This is a genomic window from Nocardia sp. NPDC004151 (genome assembly GCF_042874235.1).
Taxonomy (GTDB): domain Bacteria; phylum Actinomycetota; class Actinomycetes; order Mycobacteriales; family Mycobacteriaceae; genus Nocardia.
The window spans coordinates 75,352-96,098 of sequence record NZ_JBIAMR010000014.1 but is presented as its reverse complement, the minus strand read 5'-3'; the positions used below and the strand labels follow the sequence as shown (position 1 = coordinate 96,098).

19 protein-coding genes are annotated in these 20,747 nt (G+C 70.2%); 5 read left to right on the top strand and 14 right to left on the bottom strand.

Features of this window, described 5'->3' with window-relative positions:
• From ACFYTS_RS27350 to fabD, 13 genes are all read right to left on the bottom strand, one after another.
• Nucleotides 1-966 carry an NADP-dependent oxidoreductase gene (locus tag ACFYTS_RS27350; protein WP_357278844.1) on the bottom strand — a complete coding sequence of 322 codons (966 nt, stop codon included), beginning with the start codon at nucleotides 964-966 and terminating at the stop codon, nucleotides 1-3.
• On the bottom strand, nucleotides 963-1,670 hold the full coding sequence (ubiG, locus tag ACFYTS_RS27345; protein ID WP_387308218.1) for a bifunctional 2-polyprenyl-6-hydroxyphenol methylase/3-demethylubiquinol 3-O-methyltransferase UbiG: 708 nt from the start codon (nucleotides 1,668-1,670) through the stop codon (nucleotides 963-965). The genes ACFYTS_RS27350 and ubiG overlap by 4 nt, the downstream gene beginning before the upstream one ends.
• Before the next feature lies 1 nt (nucleotide 1,671).
• Nucleotides 1,672-2,886 (bottom strand): FAD-dependent monooxygenase, encoded by a 1,215-nt coding sequence (locus ACFYTS_RS27340; RefSeq protein ID WP_387308215.1) that lies wholly within the window; start codon nucleotides 2,884-2,886, stop codon nucleotides 1,672-1,674.
• Nucleotides 2,883-3,440 (bottom strand): ester cyclase, encoded by a 558-nt coding sequence (locus tag ACFYTS_RS27335; protein ID WP_387308212.1) that lies wholly within the window; start codon nucleotides 3,438-3,440, stop codon nucleotides 2,883-2,885. Before ACFYTS_RS27335 ends, ACFYTS_RS27340 begins: the two co-directional genes overlap by 4 nt.
• Nucleotides 3,430-4,563 carry a 3-oxoacyl-ACP synthase III family protein gene (locus ACFYTS_RS27330; protein ID WP_387308210.1) on the bottom strand — a complete coding sequence of 378 codons (1,134 nt, stop codon included), beginning with the start codon at nucleotides 4,561-4,563 and terminating at the stop codon, nucleotides 3,430-3,432. Before ACFYTS_RS27330 ends, ACFYTS_RS27335 begins: the two co-directional genes overlap by 11 nt.
• 55 nt (nucleotides 4,564-4,618) lie before the next feature.
• Nucleotides 4,619-7,171, bottom strand: a complete 2,553-nt coding sequence (locus tag ACFYTS_RS27325; RefSeq protein WP_387308207.1) for a beta-ketoacyl synthase N-terminal-like domain-containing protein — start codon at nucleotides 7,169-7,171, stop codon at nucleotides 4,619-4,621.
• Nucleotides 7,172-7,189: 18 nt separating this feature from the next.
• Nucleotides 7,190-8,464, bottom strand: a complete 1,275-nt coding sequence (locus ACFYTS_RS27320; protein ID WP_387308205.1) for a beta-ketoacyl-[acyl-carrier-protein] synthase family protein — start codon at nucleotides 8,462-8,464, stop codon at nucleotides 7,190-7,192.
• Nucleotides 8,461-8,973 carry a 3-hydroxyacyl-ACP dehydratase FabZ family protein gene (locus ACFYTS_RS27315; protein ID WP_387308203.1) on the bottom strand — a complete coding sequence of 171 codons (513 nt, stop codon included), beginning with the start codon at nucleotides 8,971-8,973 and terminating at the stop codon, nucleotides 8,461-8,463. Before ACFYTS_RS27315 ends, ACFYTS_RS27320 begins: the two co-directional genes overlap by 4 nt.
• Nucleotides 8,970-10,280, bottom strand: a complete 1,311-nt coding sequence (locus ACFYTS_RS27310) for a beta-ketoacyl-[acyl-carrier-protein] synthase family protein (protein ID WP_387308201.1) — start codon at nucleotides 10,278-10,280, stop codon at nucleotides 8,970-8,972. Before ACFYTS_RS27310 ends, ACFYTS_RS27315 begins: the two co-directional genes overlap by 4 nt.
• Nucleotides 10,277-10,729 carry a hypothetical protein gene (locus tag ACFYTS_RS27305; RefSeq protein WP_357086481.1) on the bottom strand — a complete coding sequence of 151 codons (453 nt, stop codon included), beginning with the start codon at nucleotides 10,727-10,729 and terminating at the stop codon, nucleotides 10,277-10,279. Before ACFYTS_RS27305 ends, ACFYTS_RS27310 begins: the two co-directional genes overlap by 4 nt.
• Nucleotides 10,730-10,770: 41 nt before the next feature.
• On the bottom strand, nucleotides 10,771-11,553 hold the full coding sequence (locus tag ACFYTS_RS27300) for a 3-oxoacyl-ACP reductase family protein (RefSeq protein WP_357278826.1): 783 nt from the start codon (nucleotides 11,551-11,553) through the stop codon (nucleotides 10,771-10,773).
• Complete coding sequence (locus tag ACFYTS_RS27295; protein ID WP_357086477.1) at nucleotides 11,553-11,975, bottom strand: acyl carrier protein; 423 nt, start codon at nucleotides 11,973-11,975, stop codon at nucleotides 11,553-11,555. The genes ACFYTS_RS27300 and ACFYTS_RS27295 overlap by 1 nt, the downstream gene beginning before the upstream one ends.
• A gap of 106 nt (nucleotides 11,976-12,081) precedes the next feature.
• Nucleotides 12,082-13,071, bottom strand: a complete 990-nt coding sequence (gene fabD / locus ACFYTS_RS27290; protein WP_357278824.1) for an ACP S-malonyltransferase — start codon at nucleotides 13,069-13,071, stop codon at nucleotides 12,082-12,084.
• A 453-nt stretch (nucleotides 13,072-13,524) separates the two neighbouring features.
• On the opposite strand from fabD, the gene ACFYTS_RS27285 reads away from it, so the two are divergent.
• Genes ACFYTS_RS27285 through ACFYTS_RS27265 form a run of 5 tightly spaced genes read left to right on the top strand, consistent with a single transcriptional unit; the run spans nucleotide 13,525 to nucleotide 18,426 of the window.
• The gene (locus ACFYTS_RS27285) at nucleotides 13,525-14,538 is read left to right on the top strand and encodes a ParB N-terminal domain-containing protein (protein ID WP_387308198.1); all 1,014 of its coding nucleotides are present in this window, start codon (nucleotides 13,525-13,527) and stop codon (nucleotides 14,536-14,538) included.
• Nucleotides 14,480-15,508 carry an alpha/beta fold hydrolase gene (locus tag ACFYTS_RS27280; RefSeq protein WP_387308196.1) on the top strand — a complete coding sequence of 343 codons (1,029 nt, stop codon included), beginning with the start codon at nucleotides 14,480-14,482 and terminating at the stop codon, nucleotides 15,506-15,508. Before ACFYTS_RS27285 ends, ACFYTS_RS27280 begins: the two co-directional genes overlap by 59 nt.
• Nucleotides 15,509-15,553: 45 nt before the next feature.
• Nucleotides 15,554-16,972, top strand: a complete 1,419-nt coding sequence (locus tag ACFYTS_RS27275) for a cytochrome P450 (RefSeq protein ID WP_387308194.1) — start codon at nucleotides 15,554-15,556, stop codon at nucleotides 16,970-16,972.
• Nucleotides 16,969-18,222 (top strand): epoxide hydrolase family protein, encoded by a 1,254-nt coding sequence (locus tag ACFYTS_RS27270; protein ID WP_387308192.1) that lies wholly within the window; start codon nucleotides 16,969-16,971, stop codon nucleotides 18,220-18,222. Before ACFYTS_RS27275 ends, ACFYTS_RS27270 begins: the two co-directional genes overlap by 4 nt.
• Before the next feature lie 15 nt (nucleotides 18,223-18,237).
• The gene (locus ACFYTS_RS27265) at nucleotides 18,238-18,426 is read left to right on the top strand and encodes a hypothetical protein (RefSeq protein ID WP_387308191.1); all 189 of its coding nucleotides are present in this window, start codon (nucleotides 18,238-18,240) and stop codon (nucleotides 18,424-18,426) included.
• Nucleotides 18,427-18,480: 54 nt separating this feature from the next.
• Here the strand turns inward: ACFYTS_RS27265 and ACFYTS_RS27260 are convergent, their stop codons facing one another.
• Nucleotides 18,481-20,703, bottom strand: coding sequence for a LuxR C-terminal-related transcriptional regulator (locus ACFYTS_RS27260; protein WP_387308189.1), 2,223 nt, complete (start codon nucleotides 20,701-20,703; stop codon nucleotides 18,481-18,483).
• Nucleotides 20,704-20,747: the final 44 nt, after the last annotated feature.

Sequence of the window (20,747 nt, the reverse complement as noted above, 5' to 3'; positions counted from 1 at the left end):
TTACCGTTCATCGTAAGGGTTTTCCTCCTGGCAGACCGCCTCGTCCACGGCGACCACGACCTTTCCGCGGGCGTGTCCGCCCTGGCTGAGCAGATGCGCCCCGGCGGCCTCGGGCAGCGGGAAGACCGCGCCGACCGGCACCCGGAACACGCCCTTGGCGGCGAGTGCGGCGACCACGGGCAGGTCGCCGGTGTCGGGCCGGGTGAACACGTAGGAGCCGCCGAGTTCTCGGGCCTTCGGGTCGACCACGGAGGCGAACCGGCCATGCGGCGCCAGCAGCGGCAGCACGGTGCGCTGGATGCGTTTGCCGACCGCGTCGAGCAGCACGTCGATCCCGTCGGGGGCGAGCGCGCGAATCGAATCGGCCAGTCCCACCGTGTAATTCACCGGCTCAGCGCCCAGTTCGCGCAGGAATTCGTGGTTGCGCTCGCTGGCGGTGCCGATCACCCGCGCACCCAGGTGCACCGCGATCTGTACCGCCACGCTGCCGACGCCACCGGCCGCGCCGTGCACGAGTACGGTCTCCCCGCGCTGCACGTCGAGCACCCGCACCAGCGCCTGGTAGGAGGTGAGCGCGGCCAGCGGCATGGCGGCGGCCTCGGCCCAGCCCATGTTCGGCGGTTTGATCGCCAGCGCCCGCACCGGCGCGGGCATCACCTCGGCGAAGCTGCCGCGGCTCAGGTAGTCCTCGCGCACGCAGCCCACGACCTCGTCGCCGACCGCGAATTCGTTGACGCCGATGCCGATCTCGCGCACCACGCCCGAGACGTCCGCGCCCGGGACGATGGGGAACACGGTGTCGGCGAACGGATCCAGGTAGCCCTCGCGGGCCTTCCAGTCGATCGGGTTGACCGCGGCGGCCTTGACGTCGAGCAGCACCCCGTCGAGCGCCATCTTCGGGATGGGCAGCTCACCGTATTCGAGGACCGACGCGTCGCCGTAGCGCCGATAGAAGACCGCCTTCACGAGCGCACCGCCGCACCGATATAGGTGGAGGACAGGTCCGCCGTGGTGAACATGATCAGGTTGCCGTCGCGCTTCTTGCCGAGGATGGTCAGCCCGCGCTGCTTGGCCAGCGGTTTCAACCCGGCGGCGTCGAGGTGGCGGGCCAGCTCGGCAGGTTTGATGAACTGGTGGTGATGGTGGGTGCCGCGGGCCACCATGCCGGTGAGGTACTCCGGGATCCAGATCATCACGATGCGGGCCAGCAGGGTGCGATTGATGGTGTCGTAGCAGAAGATTCCGCCGGGCTTGAGCACCCGGGCGATCTCACGGACCGCCAGCGCCGGGTCGTCCACGTGCTCGAGCACGTCCACGCAGGTGACGACGTCGAAGGTGTGGTCGGCGTAGGACAGCGCCTCGGCTCGCCCGACCGAGTACTCGATGTTCTTGCCGGTCGATTCGGCGTGCGCGCGGGCGGCGGCGACCAGCCGGGCGGAGGGGTCCATCCCGCTCACCTCGGCGCCGCGCCCGGCCAGGTATTCGGTGGTGAATCCGCCGCCGCAGCCGACGTCGAGCACCTTCTTGCCCGCCCAGTCCTGGACGAATTTGTCGAAGTACTCGAAGCGCGGGCGCTGGAAGGAGGTGAGTCCCTTCATGGCGGAGTCGTCGTCCCACCAGGATTCGGCGAAGTCGCCGAAGAAGTCGGCCTCGGTTTGGGATTGCTTCATGTCAGACACCGTCTTTCTGCAGTGATGCGGTCGGTTCGGGGGTGCGCCAGCGGGTGGCGTAGGCGATCTGGTCGCGTTCGGCGATGCGGAAGACGAGCCACGGCCACACCAGCCGCATGCCGAGTTCGCGCAGCCGGATGAGCAGCGGGTTCTCCACCGCCCCGAGGCGGCCGATCCGCCAGGCCACCTTCTGGAGTCCGGCGGTGCGGGCGCGGCGCTGTTTCTCGTAGCGGCGCAACGCCGTCGCCGGGTCGGTGGTGTCGAGTTCCTCGGCCACGACGAGGGCGTCCTCGAGGGCCTGGCACGCGCCCTGGCCGATATTGAAGGTGATGGGGTGGGCGGCGTCGCCGAGCAGCGTGACCCGGCCGGCGCCCCAGCGCTTGTCGGGGGCCCGGTCCAGCACGTCGCCGCGGATGATGGCCTCGGGCGGGGTGGCGGCCAGGATCTCCTCGACCGGGGCCATCCAGCCCCGATGCCGTTGCGCCAACAGCTCTCGGGGGTCGCCGTCGTCGTGGCCGCCGGGTTCGCCGTTGGCCACGCTCATCCAGTGCACGACGCCGGGTGCGACGTCGTAGAAGGTGAATCGGGTGCCGGGCCCGAACAACGCGTAGAAGGTGCCGGGCGGGATCTTCTCGTGCCGCAGTTCGGCTTTGCCGCGCCAGGCGATGTAGCCGGTGTAGCGCGGCCGGGCCATGCCGAGCAGTCCGTTGCGGACCATGCCGTTGATGCCGTCCGCGCCGATGAGGACGTCGCCGCGGACCCGGTCGCCGTCGGACAGTTCCACGGTGACGCCGGTGTCGTCCTGTTCGAAGCCGACGACGGCTGCGCCCGTGCGGATCTCGGCGTCGTCGCCGGTGGCGGTGACCGCCGCGCTGAGGACCCGGTGCAGCACCGACCGCTCGACCGCGATGGTCGGGCATCCGTACTTCTCGATGAACCCGCCGACCGGCCACGCGCCGAACAGGTCCCCGCGCCAGGTCCCGAAGTGGGTGATCTGCTGCACGGGGGCGGTCTCGAGCACCTCGCGCAGCACGCCGAGGCGTTGCAGCGCGATGGTGCCGTTGGTCCAGATGTGCAGTCCCGCACCGCCGTCGCGCAGTTCGGTGGCGCGCTCGAAGACCCGCACGCGCAGGCCGCGCTGCCGCAGCGCGAGGGCCGCGGCCAGGCCGCCGATGCCGCCGCCGGAGATGAGAACCGTCAGTGGCCGCTGCGTCACGGCCGGCCCGCTTCGGTCGGGGACGGTGCTTCGGTCAGGGACGACACGGTGGCCGCCAGTTCCGCGAGGTCCATGCCGCCGCCCTTGCGGCGCCGGCCCTTGCGGCCCAGCGCGCCCGACATCAGCCAGCCCAGGCCGAGCGCCTCGAGCATGGCGGATTCGACGCCGATGCCCCAGCGTTCGCAGATCAGGCCGTCGGCCAGCCGCCACACCACCACGCCCTTGAACTCGATGGCCTCCCCGGTGGGGTCCATGCCCAGGAATTCGCCGGTGAAGGTGCCGCGCCAGGTGTTGTGGATGACCACGTAGTCGGCGTGCGCGCTGAGCGCCTCGATGGTGACGTGCAGGTCCGGGAAGCCTTCGCGCAGACCGGCGATGGTGTATTTGACGCCCGCGGTGCCGTCGGGTGCGCCGGGCAGCGGCTGGTGGTCGACCATGTCGGGGGAGTAGATCTCGTCGACCACCGAGAAGTCGCCCTGGTTGACGAACTCGTCGAAGACGCGGCGGATGATGCGCGCGTTCTCCTCCGCCGTGAACACGTGATCAGGCGACATGGTCGATCACCTCGGCGGATTCGGCGAACGGGGCTTCCCAGCGCAGCGACAGACCGGCGTAGAGGTAGCGGCTGGCCTCCACGGCGAGCAGCAGCACCTGGTCGCCGGGCCGGACCCGGCCCTGGACCCAGCCGTCGTCGAGGGCCAGCGGCACCGCCGCGGAGCCGGTCGCGCCGACGGTTGCGAGGTTCTCGACGATGTTCTTGGCCAGCACCGCCTGGTCCTCGGGAGAGACTCCGGCGGCGTCGAATTCGGCGGTGAAGTAGTCGGCATTGCCTTCGGGCAGGACGCAGGCGTCGATCTCGGCGACGGTGAGCCCGGTGCGCGCCAGCATGTCCTTCATGCCCGCCACGAACACCTGCGGCCCGAAGGTGGCGGTCCCGTTCACGTCGAGCTTCATCTCCACCAGGCGCTTGCGCTTGGCCTGATCGAACACCGGCTCGTGGGTGCCGCCGCCGACGATCTGCATGCCGGGCTTGCGGTCACCGCCGAGACAGGCGGTGGCGAAACGGAATTCGCCGTTCGGGTCGGCGCTGCCTGGTTCGCCGGCGCGCAGCACGACCGCCCCGGCGCCGTCGCCGAAGGAGTTGATGACCAGCCGGTCGCGCATGCGCACCAGTTCGGGGTCCATGCCGAGGTACATCGGAACCAGCAGCGGCGAAATGGATTCCGCGCCGATCACCACGGCAGTCTTGTAGGTGCCGTCGGCGAGCAGGCGGCGCGCGTAGTCGAGGCCCTGTACGAAACCGGTGCAGGCGGCCCGGAATTCGATGGACGCGCAGTGCGCGAGCCCGAGCTGCTCCTGCACGTAGGTGACCACGGCGGGCAGCTGGTATTCGGGGCTGGCCGAGGACATGACCAGCAGATCCACCTCGGCCGGGTCGATGTCGGCGCGCGCCAGCGCCCGCCGCGCCGCCGTGGTGGCCATGGCGGAGGTGCCGGTGGTGTGGCGGCCGGTGGCGGGGTCGATGATCCAATGCCGTTGCCGCACTTGGATGTTGTCGAGGACTTCGGCGGGCATGGGCCCGCACAGGCGCTCGAGGGTGGCATTGTCGATCGGGTCCCCGGGCAGGTAGGAGCCGGTGGACAGGATCGACACGTGGCGTGTGTCGAGGTTCGGCATGGTGTCTCCGTTCACGATTCGATGTGTGCGTTCACGATTGGGTGGGTGCGTCGGGTTACCGCGGTGCGGTCGCGGGGTGGGTCAGCACGAAGCTGGTGTGGGTGCCGCCCAGCGACGAGCCGTTGACCAGCACCGGGCCGTGGTCCGCGCCGTGCGCCCACGCGGTGATGGCCAGCGCGGCGGCCAGCTGCGCGCCCGCGCCGATGGGATCGCCGAGCACCCGCTTGGGCTCGTGCCGGGCACAGCCCGGGTTCAGGCCGAGCCGATCGACGGCCCGGCGCTCGGGGCCGTCCACCGCAGGCAGCCCCGCTGCGCCGGTCCAGACCGCGGTCAGGTCTTCCGGTTTCACCCCGGACGCGCTGAGGGCATCGCGCATGGCCCGCTCCACCCCGTGCCCGCGCGGATCCCAGCGCGCGATGCCGAGCGCGTCGCAGGTGGTGGCGTAGCCGGCGAGCACGGCCAGCGGTGTGACCCCGCGGGCCCGCGCGGTCGAGGCCCGTTCCAGCAGCAGGGTGACGCTGCCCTCGGCGAGCTGGAATGCGCGGCCGTGACGACCGGTGAACACGCCCGCGCCCCGGTAGGCGTCGAGCGCGTAGGGCGAGAGCTCGTCCGCGCCAGTACAGAGGACGGCGTCGGCACGTCCGGCTCGCAACAGGTCGAAGGCCGTGCCGAGAGCGGCGGCGCCGGCGGCGTGACCCGAGGTGAGAGTCGAGGTCGGCCCCTTCGCGCCCAGCGCCATCGCCACCTGCCCGGCGGCGGCGTTGAAGACGGTATTGGGGAAGATCGCCGGATTGCCTTGCAGTGGACCGCCCAGCACCGTCGGCTCGAAGAATCGGGAGATGCTGCTCATCGGCCCGACACCGGTGCCGAGCACCACGCCCACGCTCTCGTCGGCGGTGAGCCCGGCCGCCGTGAGCGCCTGCCCGCTGGTCGCCACGGCGAACTGGCCGAGGCGGTCCATCCGCCGCCGCGCCTTCGCCGGAATGGCCGCTCCCGGGTCGGTGCTCACTCGCACGACTCGTAAACCGTGGTGGGACTCTGCGATTCCGGACCCGGCTTGCCATGCGGCCCACAGCTGTTCGGCATCGGCCGCCCCGCCCAGGAGGACACCGACCCCGGTCACGACGACCTCATCGAACTCGCCGGCCCCGGTGACATCACTGATGGAGGCCCCGCCACGCAGGCCGGCGCGGTCGCCTCCGTGGGACGCGTCGCCGGCATCGGCAGGGTCCGGGGTCCTGGTTGTGGCGGCGGTCCCGGTCGTGTCGATCGCTGCGGTCCCGTCGCCCACTTCGGGTGCGGGCCGGGTGGGAGCGCTGCGCGGCCGCCCGTACACGACACAGGCGTTGGCCCCGGCGAAGGCGAAATTGTTCGAGGCGGCGACCCGCATGGGCAGTGGCCGGGCCTGGTTCGGCGCGGGATCCAGCCCGCAGGCCGGGTCGGTCTCGGCGAAACCTGCTGTCGGCGGGATCATCTCGTCGCGCAGGCCGAGGATGGTGACGATGGCTTCGACGGCTCCGGCCGCGCCGAGCAGGTGGCCGATCATGGATTTGGTGCTGCTCAGCACCACGTCCTGGGCGGCGTCGCCGAGGGCGGCGCGGACCGCGTTGCTCTCGGCCGAGTCGTTCTTCGGGGTCCCGGTGCCGTGCCCGTTGATGTAGGGCACGTCGACGGGGGTGAGCCCGGCGGTGTCGATGGCGGCGCGGATGGCGCGCGCCGCGCCCGCGCCTTGGGGATGCGGGGCGGTGGCGTGGTAGCCGTCGGCGGACATGCCGTAGCCGAGCACCTCGGCGACGATCGGGGCGCCGGCCGCGAGGGCCACCTCGGCGGAGGTCAGCACCATCATGCCCGCGCCCGCGCCGAGCGAGAGACCGTCGCGGTCACGGGAATACGGCCGCGCCGGTCGCGAGGACAGCGATTCGACGCTGTTGAAGCCGTAGTACGCCATCTCGCTGAGCGCGTCGCTGCCGCCGACCAGCATGGCGTCCGCGCGTCCGGCGCGGATCTGCTCGACGGCGTGGGCCAGAGCGTGGGCGCTGGACGCGCAGGCCGTATTGACCGACAGCACGGGACCTTTCAGCCCGAAGGCCGCGCTGAGGGCCTCCGCGCAGAACTGGGGTGACACCAGCAGCAGGTGCCGGTCGTCGCCGAGTCCCAGTTCGTCCGCGCCGACCGTGCGTCCGGCGTCGACCGCGCGGCGGACCGCCTTCTCGGCGCTGCGGATCCCGCTGTTGCAGCTGCCGAAGGCCACACCCCAGCGATGGGCGGGGAGCGCGTCCGGGCGGGGGGCCGCGCCCGCCTCCAGCACGCCCAATCCCGCGCCCGCCATGGCTTCCTCGGCGGCGATGAGCGCGTAGTCGATGGCCGGTTCGGGGTCGGTGAGGCCGAGTGGGGCCAGGTAGTCGTATTTGGGGCGCGGCGGGTCGAGAATCTCGCCGCCGATGGCCGCGGGCAGTCCGGCGACGGCGAATTCGCGCAGCGGCCGGATGGCGACCTCGCCGCCGCGCACCCGCTGCCACAGTTCCTCCGCGCCGGCGCCGTGTGCGGTGATCGCGCCGAGCGAGGTGATCACGATGCGCCGGGGCGCCGGACGATGGGTTTCGTGCATGGCGGAAAGTCCTGTCGATCAGTTCGATTGGGTGAGGGTGAGCGCCACGGCCTGACCCTCCAGGCCGCGGGCCAGGGCCAGCGCGACCCTCGGTCGGGCGTGCCGGGCCGCGCCGGTGACGATGTCGAGATCGCATCCGGGGGCCGGGTTCTCGTGATTGGCGGTGGCGGGCACCACGCCGGAGTCCAGGGCCAGCGCGGCCAGGGCGGCATTGAGCGCGCCCGCGCCGCCGACCAGATGCCCGGTCTGGGGTTTGACGCTGGTCACGGCCGCCCGGTCGGCGGCTCCGCCGAGGGCGGTGCGCAGCGCCCGCACTTCGCTGGTGTCGCCGAGCGTGGTGGCGCAGCCGTGCGAGAACACGCAATCCGGGCCCGCCGCATCGGCATCCGACAGCGCCGCCGTGATCGCGCGGACCAGGCCGCGGCCGTCCGGATCGGAGGCGGGCGGGCGCACGCAGTCGTTGCCCATGCCGTAGCCCGCGAGCTCGGCGTAGATGTGCGCGCCGCGCCCCAGCGCCCGATCACGATCCTCGAGGACCAGGATCGCCGCGCCGTCGCCGATCACGGAGCCGGTGTGCTCGCGGTCGAACGGCCGGAATGCCTTGGTATCCAGTTCGTTTCGCGGTGACAGCACGCCGAGTCCATCCAGCTTGGCCATGGCCCACCAGTTGGTGGCGTCGTCGTAACCGCCCGCCACGGCCAGATCGGCCTCCCCGCGCCGGATGGCGCGCATGGCCCGGCCGATCGCGGTCGCACCGGAATCGGCCGCGCCCGCGTAGAAGGCATTGGGTCCGCGCAGGCCGAACAGCGAGGAGATGTGGTAGGTCCCGCCGTTCTGCAAACCCTCCACATACGCCAGCGGCGGCACGATCGACCGGGCCAGTTCACCCAGCTTGCGCATGTCCGGCTCGCCGTCGACGCCGCGAATGGCCTCCATGTCGGCGATGGAGTCGTCACGCTGGCAGATGTCCTTGTTGCCACCGAGATACAGCCCGGTGCGGTGGCCGAGGTCACTGCGCTCGAGCCCGGCGTCGCGCAGCGCGAGGGTGGCGGCCGCGACGCCGTACTGGTCGCCGCGGGTGGAGGTGCGCATGGACCGCAGCGACAGGAACTTGCCCGGATCGAAGTCGGGGATCTCCGCGCCGAGCCGGGTGCGCAGCGGTGCCGGGTCGTAGGCGCGCAGCGGGGCGATGCCGGTGCGGCCCGCCACCAGCGCGTCCCAGGTCTCGCGGGCGCCTTCGCCGAGCGCCGTGACCAGGCCGACGCCGGTGATCACCACGCGCCGCGCGGTCACGACGTCACCTCGGCGGCAAAGCCGTTCGCGACCGGCATCGATGCGGCGGGGCCACCGATCGCCGCGGCGGAATCGCCGTTCACCGCGGCGATCGGCCTACGCGCCAGGCGCAGGTTCTTGATGGCGGCGGCGGTCCGGCCCTCCACCGTGGCGGTCGCCCGCCACACCGACTCGTCCGGATCGGTTCCGGTGCTGACGCTTTCGACGGTCAGGTGCACCTGATCGCCCGGCGTGATGAAGCGCCGGAAGCGCAGCCCGTCGGCGGCGCGCAGCCGCAGCAGCGGATCACCGGCGGCCATGACGGCCAGCGCGATCAGGCTCTCGGTCAGCAGCACGCCGGGCAGGATGGGACGTCGCGGGAAGTGGCTGTCGAAGAACGGCAGGGTGCCGGTGACGTTCAGCAGGGCCTCGGCGCGCAGGCCGGGGCTCACCAGCAGGATTCGATCGAATCCCGGGGTGCCGATGCCCGCCGCCGGGAGGTCGGCGGGCGCGGGGTGGGACGCGGTCATGGCTGCTCCCTGAGTTCGGGGGTGTTCGGGGGTGCGCCCACCACGAGGCAGGTATTGGAACCGCCGAACGCGAGGGCGTTGATCATGGCCGCGCGCACCGGCATCCGGCGCGCGCGATGGGGGACGTAGTCGAGATCCAGGGCCCGGTCCGGGGTGTCGAGATTGCGGGTGGGCGGCACCACCGCGTCCCGGATCGCGCCCAGCGCCGCCAGCAGGTTCAGGGCCGCGGCCCCGGCGGTGAGGTGCCCGGCCATGGATTTGGGTGAGGACACCACCAGCCGGTAGGCGTCGTCGCCGAACACCTTCTTGATGGCCCGGGTCTCGGAGACGTCATTGCCGGGCGTGCTGGTGCCGTGCGCCGCGATGTAGTCGATATCGGCTGTGCCCAAACCGGATTCGGTCAGGGCGGATTCCATCGCCTCGATCGCGCCCGCACCGTCCGGCGGCGAGTCGGTGATCCGCCAGGCATTCATGGTGGACCCGTAGCCGAGCAGCTCGCCCAGGATCGGCGCCCCCCGCTCGAGCGCGGAGTCGTGGTCCTCGAGCACGAAGGACACCGCGCCCTCGCCGATCACGAACCCGCTGCGGTCGGCGTCGAAGGGGCGCGAGGCGGCGGCGGGATCGTCGTTGTAGCGGTCGGTCATCGCGCCCAGCAGCCCGAAGCCGAGGATGTCGGCCCAGGTGGTGAGCGAGTCGTAGCCGCCGGCCACCATCATGCGGGCGTCGCCCTCCTGGATCAGCCGGAAGGCCTCGCCGAGGGCGTGTCCGGATCCGGCGCAGGCGGTGTGGATGCCCACCATCGGACCGGTCGCGCCGATCAGCCGGACCATGGCGTTGAGGGCCAGGTTCTGATTGCCGGTCAGGGTGGCCGACGGTGCGGGCCGCACGAACGCGTCGGGTTTCCCGGTGCGGGAACGTAATTCGGAGACCCGCAGCACCATCCCCAGGTCGGGCCGGCCCACGCTCGCGCCCATGGCCACCCCGCGATCCGAGGGCGGATAGGGCTGCTCGGCATCCAGGCCCGCGGAGCGCAGGGCCTCGCCGACCGCCGCCAGCCCGAACAGGCCGGGCCGGGACACCCAGCGCCGGTCGGCGGTGGCCGGGATCGCGGTGGCCGGATCGAAGGACTCCGGGACCAGCCCGGCGATCCGGACCGGGAAGGTGGTGCAGTCGAAGGTGGTCAGCGGGCCGATGGCATTGCGCCCGGCCACCAGTCCGTCCCAGGTGGACGGCGCGTCCACGCCGAGCGGGGTGACCGCGCCGACGCCGGTCACCACCACCCGCCGGCGTCCGGCCGGGGTGCTCATCCGACCAGCTCCTCGCCGAGCAGGTGGCGCGCCATCCGTTCGGTGTCGGCCGGGTCGTCGAGCCGGTCGGCGTCGATAAGGGCGCACATGATGTTGCGGGCGTCCATGATTCGCTCGCCGTCGACCTCGATCCAGCCGTCCACCACCGCCGCCTCTGGCGTCGCGTGCACCACCCGGGCCGTCATCCGCAGCACGTCACCGGGTACCGCGTCGCGGTGCATGGTGACTTCGCCGACGGTGAGCAGCGCGGCGCGTTTGGTGTGCGCCGAGCTGAGCAGCACGAGCCAGGCCCCGGCCTGGCACAGCGCCTCCAGGGCTAGGCCGAAGGGCAGCACGGGGCCGGTGGCGGACGGCTGCCAGACGTTCTCGTAGACCGAGGTGAGTTTGCGAGCCGTGATGTGCTGCAACGGTTCCCAGGACTCGATTCGGTCGATGAGATGAAATCGCATGGCAGTCACGTCCTTTCCGATTCAGCGGGATGCCGGGGTGTTCAGCGGGAGACCAGGCGGCCGTTGCTGAGCTGCACCGCGAGGCCGCCATCGACGCGCAGCAGCTCTCCGGTGACGTAATCGGCGGCGGGACTGGCGAGCCAGGCCACCGCCTCCGCGACCTGTCCCACATCGCCGTAGCGGCGCATCGGGACATGGGTGCGGCCCTTCCCGTTGTCGCGTTGCAGCAGGTCGCCGATGAGATCGGTGGGGATGACGCCGCCCAGCACGGCGTTCACCCGCACCCCGAACCGGGCCATCTCCACCGCGCAGGCCAGGGTGAGGGCGTTCATCGCGCCCTTGGAGGTGGAGTAGTTCGACTGCCCGGTGAGGCCCTTCTCGCCCATGATGGACGAGACGTTCACGATCGAGCCCTCGCCCTGGGACATGAGGTGCCCGGCCGCGGCGTGCGTGCAGTTGAAGGCGCCGCCCAGGTTGACCTGGATGACCTTCCACCATTCGGCCGGATCCATGTCGTGCAGCAGCCCGTCGCGGGTGATGCCCGCGTTGTTGACCAGAATGTGCAAGCCGCCCAACTGATCCCGGGTCTGCTCCACCAGATCCTTGGCCGCCGCCAGCTCGGACACGTCCGCGCCGACGGCGACCGCGCGGCCGCCGAACTCCGCGATCTCGGCGACCACCTCGAGGGCTTCGTCCTTGTGGGAGCGGTAGTTCACCGCGACCGCCGCGCCGCGCCGGGCCAGGGTGAGTGCGACGGCCCGGCCGATGCCGCGGGACGCGCCGGTGACCAGCGCGACCTTGCCTGCGAAATCCTGCTCCGGCATCAGGCGACCTCTTCGGCCTCGGCCGGTGCGGCGGCCCGCTGGGCGACCAGGTCGACCAGGTTGCGCACGGTGACCAGGCCGAGCACCTGCTCGCCGCGCAGCGGGCCGTTGAGCTTGCTGCGGTCGAACTGCGGCAGCACCTTCTCCAGGTGGGCGAGCCCGATCTCGGAGACGATCTCGTTCTCGTCGCCGAACTCGTCGTCAGGGATGCCGCCCTGCAGCAGTTCCTGCACGTCGGCGACGGCGATCTTGACGCCGGTGTCGCGGTGGATACGGAACAGGATGTCGAGCAGGTCGATGGATTCCGCGCCGAGCTCGTCGATCAGGGTGGCATCGAGGGTCACCTCGGACTGGTCGATACCGAGGGCGTCGGCGATCGCGTCGGTGACGGCGGGCGCGAAGTCGGTGGTGGTTTCGGGCATGGTGATTCCTTCTTTCTCGGTGAGGGGTTGGTGGGGACCCCTGCGGCGCCTGCCGCAGGGGTGTGATCGGTGGGATACGGCCTGGCTCGGGCGTATTCGGCCGGGATCAGGCGTATTGGGCGACGGCCGCGGCGATGCGGCGAGCGTCCTGGGTGCTGCGCACGGTGGCGTCGCCGACCATGCGGTTGGCGAGCCCCGACAGCACGCGTCCGGGGCCGATCTCGAGGTAGTCGGTGCAGTCGAGTTCGGCGGCGGTGCCGATCACCTCGATCCAGCGGACCGGGGCGGTGAGCTGGCGGCGCAGCAGTTCCCGCGCCTCTGTGCCGCTCGAAATCGGTTGTGCGGTCACGGAACTGATGACGGTGGTGGTGGGATCGCGGAAGTCGGCCAGGTACAGCCCGGCGGCGAACCGCTCCTCGAGGGACGCCATGAGCGAGCAGTGGAACGGTGCGCCGACCCGCAGCGCGACCAGCGAGCCTGCCCCCGCGGCGCGCAGCAGCTCGGTGGCGGCCGCGACCGCCTCCGCCGTCCCCGAGATGACCGACTGATCCGGCGCGTTGTAGTTGGCGAGCTCGACGACCCCGTCCACGCCCGCGCAGATCTCCTCGATCCGCCCCGCGTCCACCCCGGACACGGCCGTCATCGCGCCCGGCACCGCCGCCGCGATCTCGGCCATCAGCTCACCCCGCAGCCGAACCAACGTCAACGCGTCGGCGAGATCCAGCACTCCGGCCGCGGCCAGCGCCGCGAACTCCCCGAGACTGTGCCCGGCCACCAGATCGGGTGCGAACCCCTCGGCCCGCAGCACCTCGAAGGTAGCCAGCGCCGTGGCCAGAATCGCCGGCTGCGCCACCTCCGTGGCCCGCAACTGCTCCGCGTCCCCCTCCGTGCACAGCGTCCGCATCGGCAGCCCCAGGCACTCGTCGGCCCGCTCGAACACGGCCCCCGCGGTCTCGGGATGCTCCCGAATCAAATGCGCGGCCATCCCCTCCCGCTGCGATCCCTGCCCGGGAAACATGGCCAGTACCCGCCGTTGCCCGTCCGGTGCCCCCGGCGCGGCCAACTCCTGGGCCGCCGCGATCAGATTGGCGTTCATGATGTCTTCCGAATCGTGCAGGTAGCCGGTGGCTACTCGGGGTCAGATCCCGAACGTCGCTGTTCGCGTCCCGAGTATGTGAATCCCGGCTCGAGCGGTCCTCGAGGAAAACCAAACACGCAGTAACCATCCCGGCGAGGCAGGGGTTTCGAGCCGCCGCGCAACGTCCCCGAGGGCACGGATCGGACGCCCTGAAACAGAACTGTAACGAGTTCTATTGCAGCAAGGTCTTGCTACGTGCGCTCCGGAACAGAGCAGAAATGCGATTGCCGATTGATTATGAAAGATGTTGTGGCACAGAGCATTACAAATCGCCAATGTGACGATTCGGGGTCCGGTCGGGTCCGGCGGCGACGGGCGCGCGGGGTGGCCGCCCCGAGTGAACGAGTTCTAATCTCGACTTCGATGGCAGCATTCGATATCCATCAAATCCGTTGAGAGACAAGGGGAACCATGAACTCGAGCGATCGACCTCTGGTGCGGCTGTCGGCCGGTTCCATGTCGGGTACGGAAGTTCAGACGATCGGGGGGACCGGACCGAGCGAGGTGGTCCGGGCCGCGACGGCGTCGCTGCTGATCGGGGATCACCCGCGCGTCGGCGGTGTCGATGCCGACCATGTCGAGCGCCTGGCGGAATCGCAGACCCGGCTGCCGCCGATCCTGGTGCACCGCCCGACCATGCGGGTGATCGACGGGGTGCATCGGCTGCGGGCGGCCGAGCTGCGCGGTGACGCGCAGATCGACATCGTGTACTTCGACGGCGCCGAAGCGGACGCCTTCGCACTGGCGGTGCGGGCGAACGTCCACCACGGTCTACCGCTGTCGTCGGCCGACCGCGCGGCGGCGGCGCTGCGCCTGTTGCGGACTCATCCGCAGTGGTCGGATCGCGTGCTCGCCTCGGTCACCGGCCTGGCCGCGAAGACGATCGCCGCGATGCGAACCGATTCCGGGGGTGCGGTCCCGGCGGTGGCGTCCAGACTCGGGCGGGACGGCAAGGTCAGGCCGGTGGACAGCGCCGCCGGACGGGCGCGGGCGAGCCGATTGCTCGCCGCGCGGCCGGACGCCTCGCTACGCGAGATCGCCAGTGCCGCCGGAATATCCCCGGCGACCGTCCGGGATGTCCGGGCGCGGCTGGATCGCGGTGAGGACCCGGTGCCGTCGCGGGCCCGGCGCACCCCGAAGCCGGTCCAGGTACGCGGGCAGTCCGCCGGCGATCTGCTCCGTGCGATGTATCGTGATCCCTCCCTGCGGATGTCCGGCTCCGGTCGCTCCCTGCTGCGGCTGCTCAGCTCGCCGCTGCTCGACGACAGCGCTCGTGAACGACTGGTCATGACCGTACCGCCGCACTGTGCCGATCTGGTCGCACAGGTCGCGCTCGAATGTGCCGCGGGCTGGCGGAAATTCGCCGATGAACTGGCGGCGAGCCCGCGTGCAACCGACGACCGAATCGCGGTTGAACGCGGTTGAACACGGTATTGCCCGGGAAAAGCGAACCCCTCTAATCTCTGGCCATCGATCCGCGAGCTTCGGATTCGAGTGGATGTCAGAACGGAAAGGGTTGCCGACTATGTCCGAAACGCAATCAACACGATCCATAGAGTTGCCGGACGGCACTGTCGCCGTGGTCACTACATTCCGTGCCGAAAACGCCGATGACGCACCGGTTGTCGTGGTCTGGCCCGGTATCGCGGCGTCCGGCGCGCGGTATTCCGGATTGGCGGCCGAACTGAGTCGCCAGGGCTGCACCGTCGTGGTGGGTGAATTGCACGGTCAGGGGAATTCGTCTCCCCGGCCGCCGCGTTCGAGTCGCTACGGCATGCACGACCAGGTGATCTACGACTACCACCTGACCACCGAGTACGCGCGGGATCTCGCGGCCGGGCGCCCGGTCTACGTCCTGGCCCACAGCTTCGGCGGCCAGCTCGCCGTCTGCCATGTCGCCCGTGATCAGCGCGTTGCCGGGCTGATCCTGGTGGCCTCGGGGTTGGCGCCGGTGTCGGAGCTGCGGGCGGTGTCGACGCGGCGCTGGCTGGGCGCCCGGGCGCTGTTCGGCCTCATCGCCCGGATCGGCTGGCTGCCCGCCACCAAGATGCTGGGTCGGCCGACCCGGGGCCTGACCACGGACATCGCGAACCTGGTGTTGTCCGGGCGATTCGAGCCGCGCGGGGCGGAATTCGATTACGAAGCGGCGATGGGCCGTAGCGAGACGCCGGTCCTCGCGATCAATTTCGCGGCCGACCGCCGGGTCTCGATTCGTGAAACGGATTTGCTCGTAGGCAAATTCGGCCGGGCGCCGCTGCGGCGGGAGGTCATCGACTCGGGGCTGGGGCACATGTCCTGGTTGAAGTCGCCGCAGTCGGTCGCCGAGATCGCCGTGGAATTCATTCGCGAATTGTCGGCGGAGTTGCCGGAGAAGGAAACTCGGGCTGTCGCCTGAGTACGCGATCGTTCGATCTTCTATTCGTATCGAGGTGAAACACATATGACCGAGGTCAAAGGCTGTCCGGTGGACCATTCGCAATCGAATGTCCTGGGCGGCGACGGTGAAACACTCCCCATGCCGGGTACCCGCGACAAGTACGGCTTCGCCACGGCGGTGAACACCAAGAAGAATGGCCTGCTGGGGGTGGTCGAGCAGCTCTGGCGCGAGCACGGCGATGTCTCCGAGCTGCAGGTCGGTCCGCGCCGGCTGGTCGTGCTGGCCCATCCCGACCACGTCCGCATGGTGACGCTCGAGCAGATGGACAAATACACCAAGGGCGCGAGCTACGATCCGGTGCGCAAGTACTGGATGGGCGAGGGCGTCGCGACCAGCGTCGGCGCGCAATGGAAGTCGCAGCGTCAGGTGCTGGCGCCCTTCTTCACGCCGAAGTCGGTGCGCGAGTATGTGCCGTTGTTCTTCGAGGATGTGCGGTGGTTCAGTACCCGCTGGACCCCGGAGTCCGCGGGCGGCGAACCGGTGGACATGGTGCCCGAGATGGCGACGCTCACCGCCTCCATCCTGCTCAAGACGCTGTTCAGCACGGCGGGCCGGGATGTCATCGCCCAGTTGAAGGGGGCGGTGGAAACCATGATCACGTATACCTCCGGGCGCAATACCGACAAGTTCAAAGCGCCCGAGTGGGTTCCGACGTCGGGCCGCCGCAGCTACGACCAGGCGCGGCAGCGGGTCGACGAGTTCATTCTGGGCGTGATCGCGGAACGCCGGCGGATGCCGGCGCGGGACCGTCCCGACGACCTGCTCACCAAGATGATCGCCAATGAGGCGAAGCTCGGCCCGGCCGATCGGGCTGACATGGTCCTGCGCGACCAATGCGTGACGATGTTCATCGCCGGATACGAAACAACCGCTCGCACTCTGGCATTCGTGTGGTATCTGCTGGCCAACAACCCCGAGTCGGCCGTCCGGCTGCGCGCCGAAGTGGATGCCCTGCCCGACGATTTCACCGTCGACGACTTGGAGCGCGCGCCGTACTCACTGTGCGTGATCAAGGAGGCACTGCGTCTGCATCCGCCCGCGCCGCTGTACCTGCGTGATGTCGTGGAGCCGGTGCGCATCGGACCGTATGTGGCGCAACCGGGTTCGATCGTGGTGGTCGCGCCCTACCTCACCCATCGGCATCCGGATTTCTGGACCGATCCGGAGCGATTCGATCCGGATCGATGGGCTGACAATGCCGAGAAGAGCATGCATCCCTTCGCCTTCCATCCCTTCTCGGCCGGACCCAGGGTATGCATCGGCAAGAGCTTCGCCTATCTGGAGGCGCAGATCCTGCTGGTCACCCTGGCTCGGCTGTTCGCTCCCGAGCGGGTCCCCGGCTACGCCCCGAAATGGCGGATGCGCGGGGTGCTCGGGCCGGAGGGCGGCATGCCGATGACCATCAGGCGGCGAGTCAAGTGACCGTAATCGATGACAGCACAGCGGCTTCCGTGACGGCGGCCGCGCCGGAGAAGTTCGTGGTCGCGGTTCCGCAGGAGACGCTCGACGACTTGAAGGCCCGCCTGCTCGCGACCCGCTGGCCCGCTGATATCCGCGAGGACGAGACCTACTACGGCACCAGCGTCGCGTACATGAAGGAGCTCGTCGCCTACTGGATCGACGAGTTCGATTGGCGCGCGGCAGAATCCGATATCAACAGCTACGACAACTACCGCGCGATCGTCGACGGCGTCCCGATCCACTATCTCCGGGAACCGGGCCGGGGCCCGGCGCCGATCCCGCTGATCCTGACACACGGCTGGCCCTGGAGCTTCCGGGAATGGACCCGGGTCGTCAAGCAGCTGGCCGACCCCGGCTCCTACGGCGGCGATCCGGCCGACGCCTTCGAGGTGATCGTGCCCTCGCTGCCCGGCTTCGGGTTCTCCGCGCCCACCGGGCGGACGGACCTGAACTTCTGGAAGATGTCCGAACTCTGGCACAGCCTGATGACCGAGCATCTCGGCTTCGGGAAATACGCGGCCGGCGGCGCGGACTACGGGGCGCTGGTGACCGCGCAACTCGGCCACGCGCGAGCCGCCGACCTGCACGGCATCTGGCTCGGGCACCCCGTGCATCTGGACGTGTTCCAGGGTGAGCGGCCCTGGGACGGCACCGGCGGGTTCATGGTTCCGCCGGGGGTCCCCGACGAGATCCGGGACGGCATCCTCGCGTTCCAGTACCGCTACGCCTCCCACAGCGCGGTCCACATCCTCGATTCCCAGAACCTGTCGTTCGGCTTGGCGGACTCGCCGGTCGGCATGCTGTCGTGGATTCTGCGGCGCTGGACCGAATGGAGTGAATCGGGCGGGGAGGTCGAAAGCGTCTTCCCCCGTGACCATCTGCTCGCCAACGCCACCATGTGGTGGGTCGGCAACACCATCACCACGTCGATCCGCGCCTATATCAATTCCACTCGCTACCCGTGGAGGCCCGCCCACGACCGGACGCCGATCATCGAAGCGCCAACGGGTTTCACCTTCCTCGGCTTCGAGAACCCGCCCGGTGTGACCACCGCCAACCGCGCCCAGGTCTTCCTCGACGATGCGCGCCACCGCGGTTGGTACAACCCGGTCCATATCGGCGCGCACGAACACGGCGGTCACTTCACCCCGTGGGAGAACCCCGACGCCGTCATCGAGGACATTCGAGCGACCTTCCGCACGGGACGGTGATCGAGGAGAACACCGATGCCGATCACGGCCAAACCGATGGAGGGCGAACGGCCCTTTCTGGGCGGCTCGCCCGAGCAGATCGACGAGGATCTGGCCGCGCTCGCGGGCCGGGGTATCGATCACGTGATCTTCACCAACACCGCGCCGGTCGATCTCGAGGAGGAACTCGACCTCCTGCGGCAGCCGGCCGCGACGGTTCGGTGATACCGCCCGTGGTGGCCGGGTCAGCGTTGCCCCGGCCGCCACGCGGTGGCCTCGTCACGCCGGCTGCTGGGTCTCCCGTTCGATGACCAGCGCGACGTGTAGTCGGCTGGGGCAGTCCAGCTTCGTCATCACCTGCCGCAGGTGGTTCACGACCGTCCATTCGGCGATCCCGAGGCGATTGGCGATCATGCGGTTGGTCATGCCCTCAGCGACCAGCAGCGCCGTCTCGAGCTGCCGCTTGGTCAGCCGGGACAGCAACGGAGATCCCAGATCGGCGCGCGACAGCAGCGGGATGGACAGCGCGTACGCGATGGCCTCGTCGATGTCGAGCACCGCACCGATGGTGCTCACCGCCGGATCGGCCGAATGCCCGGCGAGCCGGGACGGCGAACAGGTGGCCCGGATCCAGTGGGCCGCCGCCGAAAGCCGGTGTGTCTGTTCGGAATACCCGTCTCCCGCGGCATCGTAGGCCCGGGCACAGCCTTCCAGTGCCGCCACCATTTCCAGCGGGCTCATCACCGGCTCGGGTGTCCGCAGCACGAGATGGAAGACTTCCAGCGCCCGATGCGGCGCCCGGGCGCGCAGCAGGGTCCGGCCGAGCGTGTTCAGGACTGTCAGCCGATCACGGCGGCGGGGCAGGGCGGCCGCGTGATCACGCAGGGCCGACGAGGTTTCGTCGTCGAGCGGCCCGTCGCCGAGTCCGATCACCGCCTCCACGAGCGCGGCGACCGGCTGCTCCGCGGGTGGGGCTGCGGCCGAGGGGAATCGAGCGAGCAGCGCACGGGCCCGCTGGGGTCTTCCGGTCTCGTGATGGACCTGGGCCAGGGCGCGGCCCGCCCGATGGACGAGGGCGGGGTCGGTACGGCGGGTGTCGGTGTTCCGCGCGGAGACGACCGGTGCGAGCAGTCGCTTCGCGTCCTGGAAACGCCCGGATCGCAGTGCCCAGCGGCCCAGGAGCTCGCGACCCGCGGCCATCAGCGTGGGCGGGTGGGCTCCGGAATCGACCGCCGCCAGCAGGGTGGCGACGATGGCCTCGGCATCGGCGAGCAGTCCCCGTTCGATCCAGACGTCCTCCAGCTCGGACAGCAGCTCGATGGCGTCCCGATACGCGTCGTGGTCGATCAGGTACCGGACGGTGGCGACGATGTCCGGCAGCCAGCGGCCGACCAGGCGTAGCGCCTCGGCGCGGCCGTCCGGCTCGGCGAGCAGCCGAGTGATCTCGCGGGCCAGCAGACGGAGTCCCTCGGCGCGCCGGAAGCGCACTCGTTCCGCGAGTGCCCGATCCGCGTACAGCAACTGGCGGCAGAACGACCGGGTGAAGCCCGAGATCGCATAGGTGTAGTGGCCGTTCTCGGCGACCGAGTGGCCGAGCAGGCTGCGGTCCACGAGCTCGGCGAGCTTGCCGGCGATCGGATCACCCCGCTCGCCGCTGAGCAGCAGCACCTCCTCGAGATCGGTGAGGACGCTGGAAGCGGCGACGTGCAGCAGCACGAAGAGACCCATCTCGTCGAGATCGTTCAGTCCCCACTCCACGCATGCGCGAATGCTGCGGTGCCGCGCCGGGATATCGACGAACGGCGAGGGCGGCAGCTGTTGCCCGGAGCGGATCCGCTCCAGTGTTCGTTCGGCGCCGAGTCGCCCGACCGCGGTCGCCGCGAGCTCCAATCCCACCGGTACGCCGTCCAATTCGGCCGCGATCTGCTCGAGCTGTGATCGGTCCGCGGCGATGGCCCCGTCGCGGAAGCGGGTTTCGACGCAGTTCGACAAGAGCTGAGCGGCGGGACTGGCCTCGGACCCGTCGGACGCGATGGACAGCGGCGGAACCAGGTAGAGCACCTCCTGATACAGGTCGAGCGCGTGGCGGCTGGTCGCGACCACGGTCAGCTCCGGGCACCGGGCCAGCACGGCGGGCAGTCCGGACGCGAGATCGCGGGCGACGAGATCGCAATTGTCGGCCAGCAGGATCATCGGTTCCGCTCCGATTCGCGCCGTCACCGCATCCGGTCCGCGCAGGCTGATGTGCGGCTCCGCCGGGCCGCCCAGTGCGTCCAGGATCGTTTGCCAAGCCTGTTCACCGTCGGTCGTCTCGGCCAAATCGACTGATATGAGCCGACTCTCGGCAATCCGCAGGGCGGTGGCGGCCAGCCGGCTCTTGCCTGCACCGGCGCCCCCGGTCACGGTGAGCAACCGGATGCTCTGATCGAGGATGAGCTCACGAAGGTCGGCCAGCTGCGATGCCCGTCCGACCAGGACGGGACTGCGACGGGTTTCGGGCATTCTCCACCGTTCCTGGGTCGGGAGCTCGGGTGGACGACGTGCGG

Coding starts and splice junctions, on each gene's coding strand:
- ACFYTS_RS27315 (WP_387308203.1), bottom strand. CDS start 8,973: ATGACCGCGTCCCACCCCGCGCCCGCCGACCTCCCGGCGGCGGGCATC.
- fabD (WP_357278824.1), bottom strand. CDS start 13,071: ATGAACGCCAATCTGATCGCGGCGGCCCAGGAGTTGGCCGCGCCGGGG.
- ACFYTS_RS27275 (WP_387308194.1), top strand. CDS start 15,554: ATGACCGAGGTCAAAGGCTGTCCGGTGGACCATTCGCAATCGAATGTC.
- ACFYTS_RS27325 (WP_387308207.1), bottom strand. CDS start 7,171: ATGCACGAAACCCATCGTCCGGCGCCCCGGCGCATCGTGATCACCTCG.
- ACFYTS_RS27300 (WP_357278826.1), bottom strand. CDS start 11,553: ATGCCGGAGCAGGATTTCGCAGGCAAGGTCGCGCTGGTCACCGGCGCG.
- ACFYTS_RS27295 (WP_357086477.1), bottom strand. CDS start 11,975: ATGCCCGAAACCACCACCGACTTCGCGCCCGCCGTCACCGACGCGATC.
- ACFYTS_RS27265 (WP_387308191.1), top strand. CDS start 18,238: ATGCCGATCACGGCCAAACCGATGGAGGGCGAACGGCCCTTTCTGGGC.
- ACFYTS_RS27330 (WP_387308210.1), bottom strand. CDS start 4,563: ATGCCGAACCTCGACACACGCCACGTGTCGATCCTGTCCACCGGCTCC.
- ACFYTS_RS27280 (WP_387308196.1), top strand. CDS start 14,480: ATGAACTGGCGGCGAGCCCGCGTGCAACCGACGACCGAATCGCGGTTG.
- ACFYTS_RS27310 (WP_387308201.1), bottom strand. CDS start 10,280: ATGAGCACCCCGGCCGGACGCCGGCGGGTGGTGGTGACCGGCGTCGGC.
- ACFYTS_RS27260 (WP_387308189.1), bottom strand. CDS start 20,703: ATGCCCGAAACCCGTCGCAGTCCCGTCCTGGTCGGACGGGCATCGCAG.
- ACFYTS_RS27335 (WP_387308212.1), bottom strand. CDS start 3,440: ATGTCGCCTGATCACGTGTTCACGGCGGAGGAGAACGCGCGCATCATC.
- ACFYTS_RS27305 (WP_357086481.1), bottom strand. CDS start 10,729: ATGCGATTTCATCTCATCGACCGAATCGAGTCCTGGGAACCGTTGCAG.
- ubiG (WP_387308218.1), bottom strand. CDS start 1,670: ATGAAGCAATCCCAAACCGAGGCCGACTTCTTCGGCGACTTCGCCGAA.
- ACFYTS_RS27285 (WP_387308198.1), top strand. CDS start 13,525: ATGAACTCGAGCGATCGACCTCTGGTGCGGCTGTCGGCCGGTTCCATG.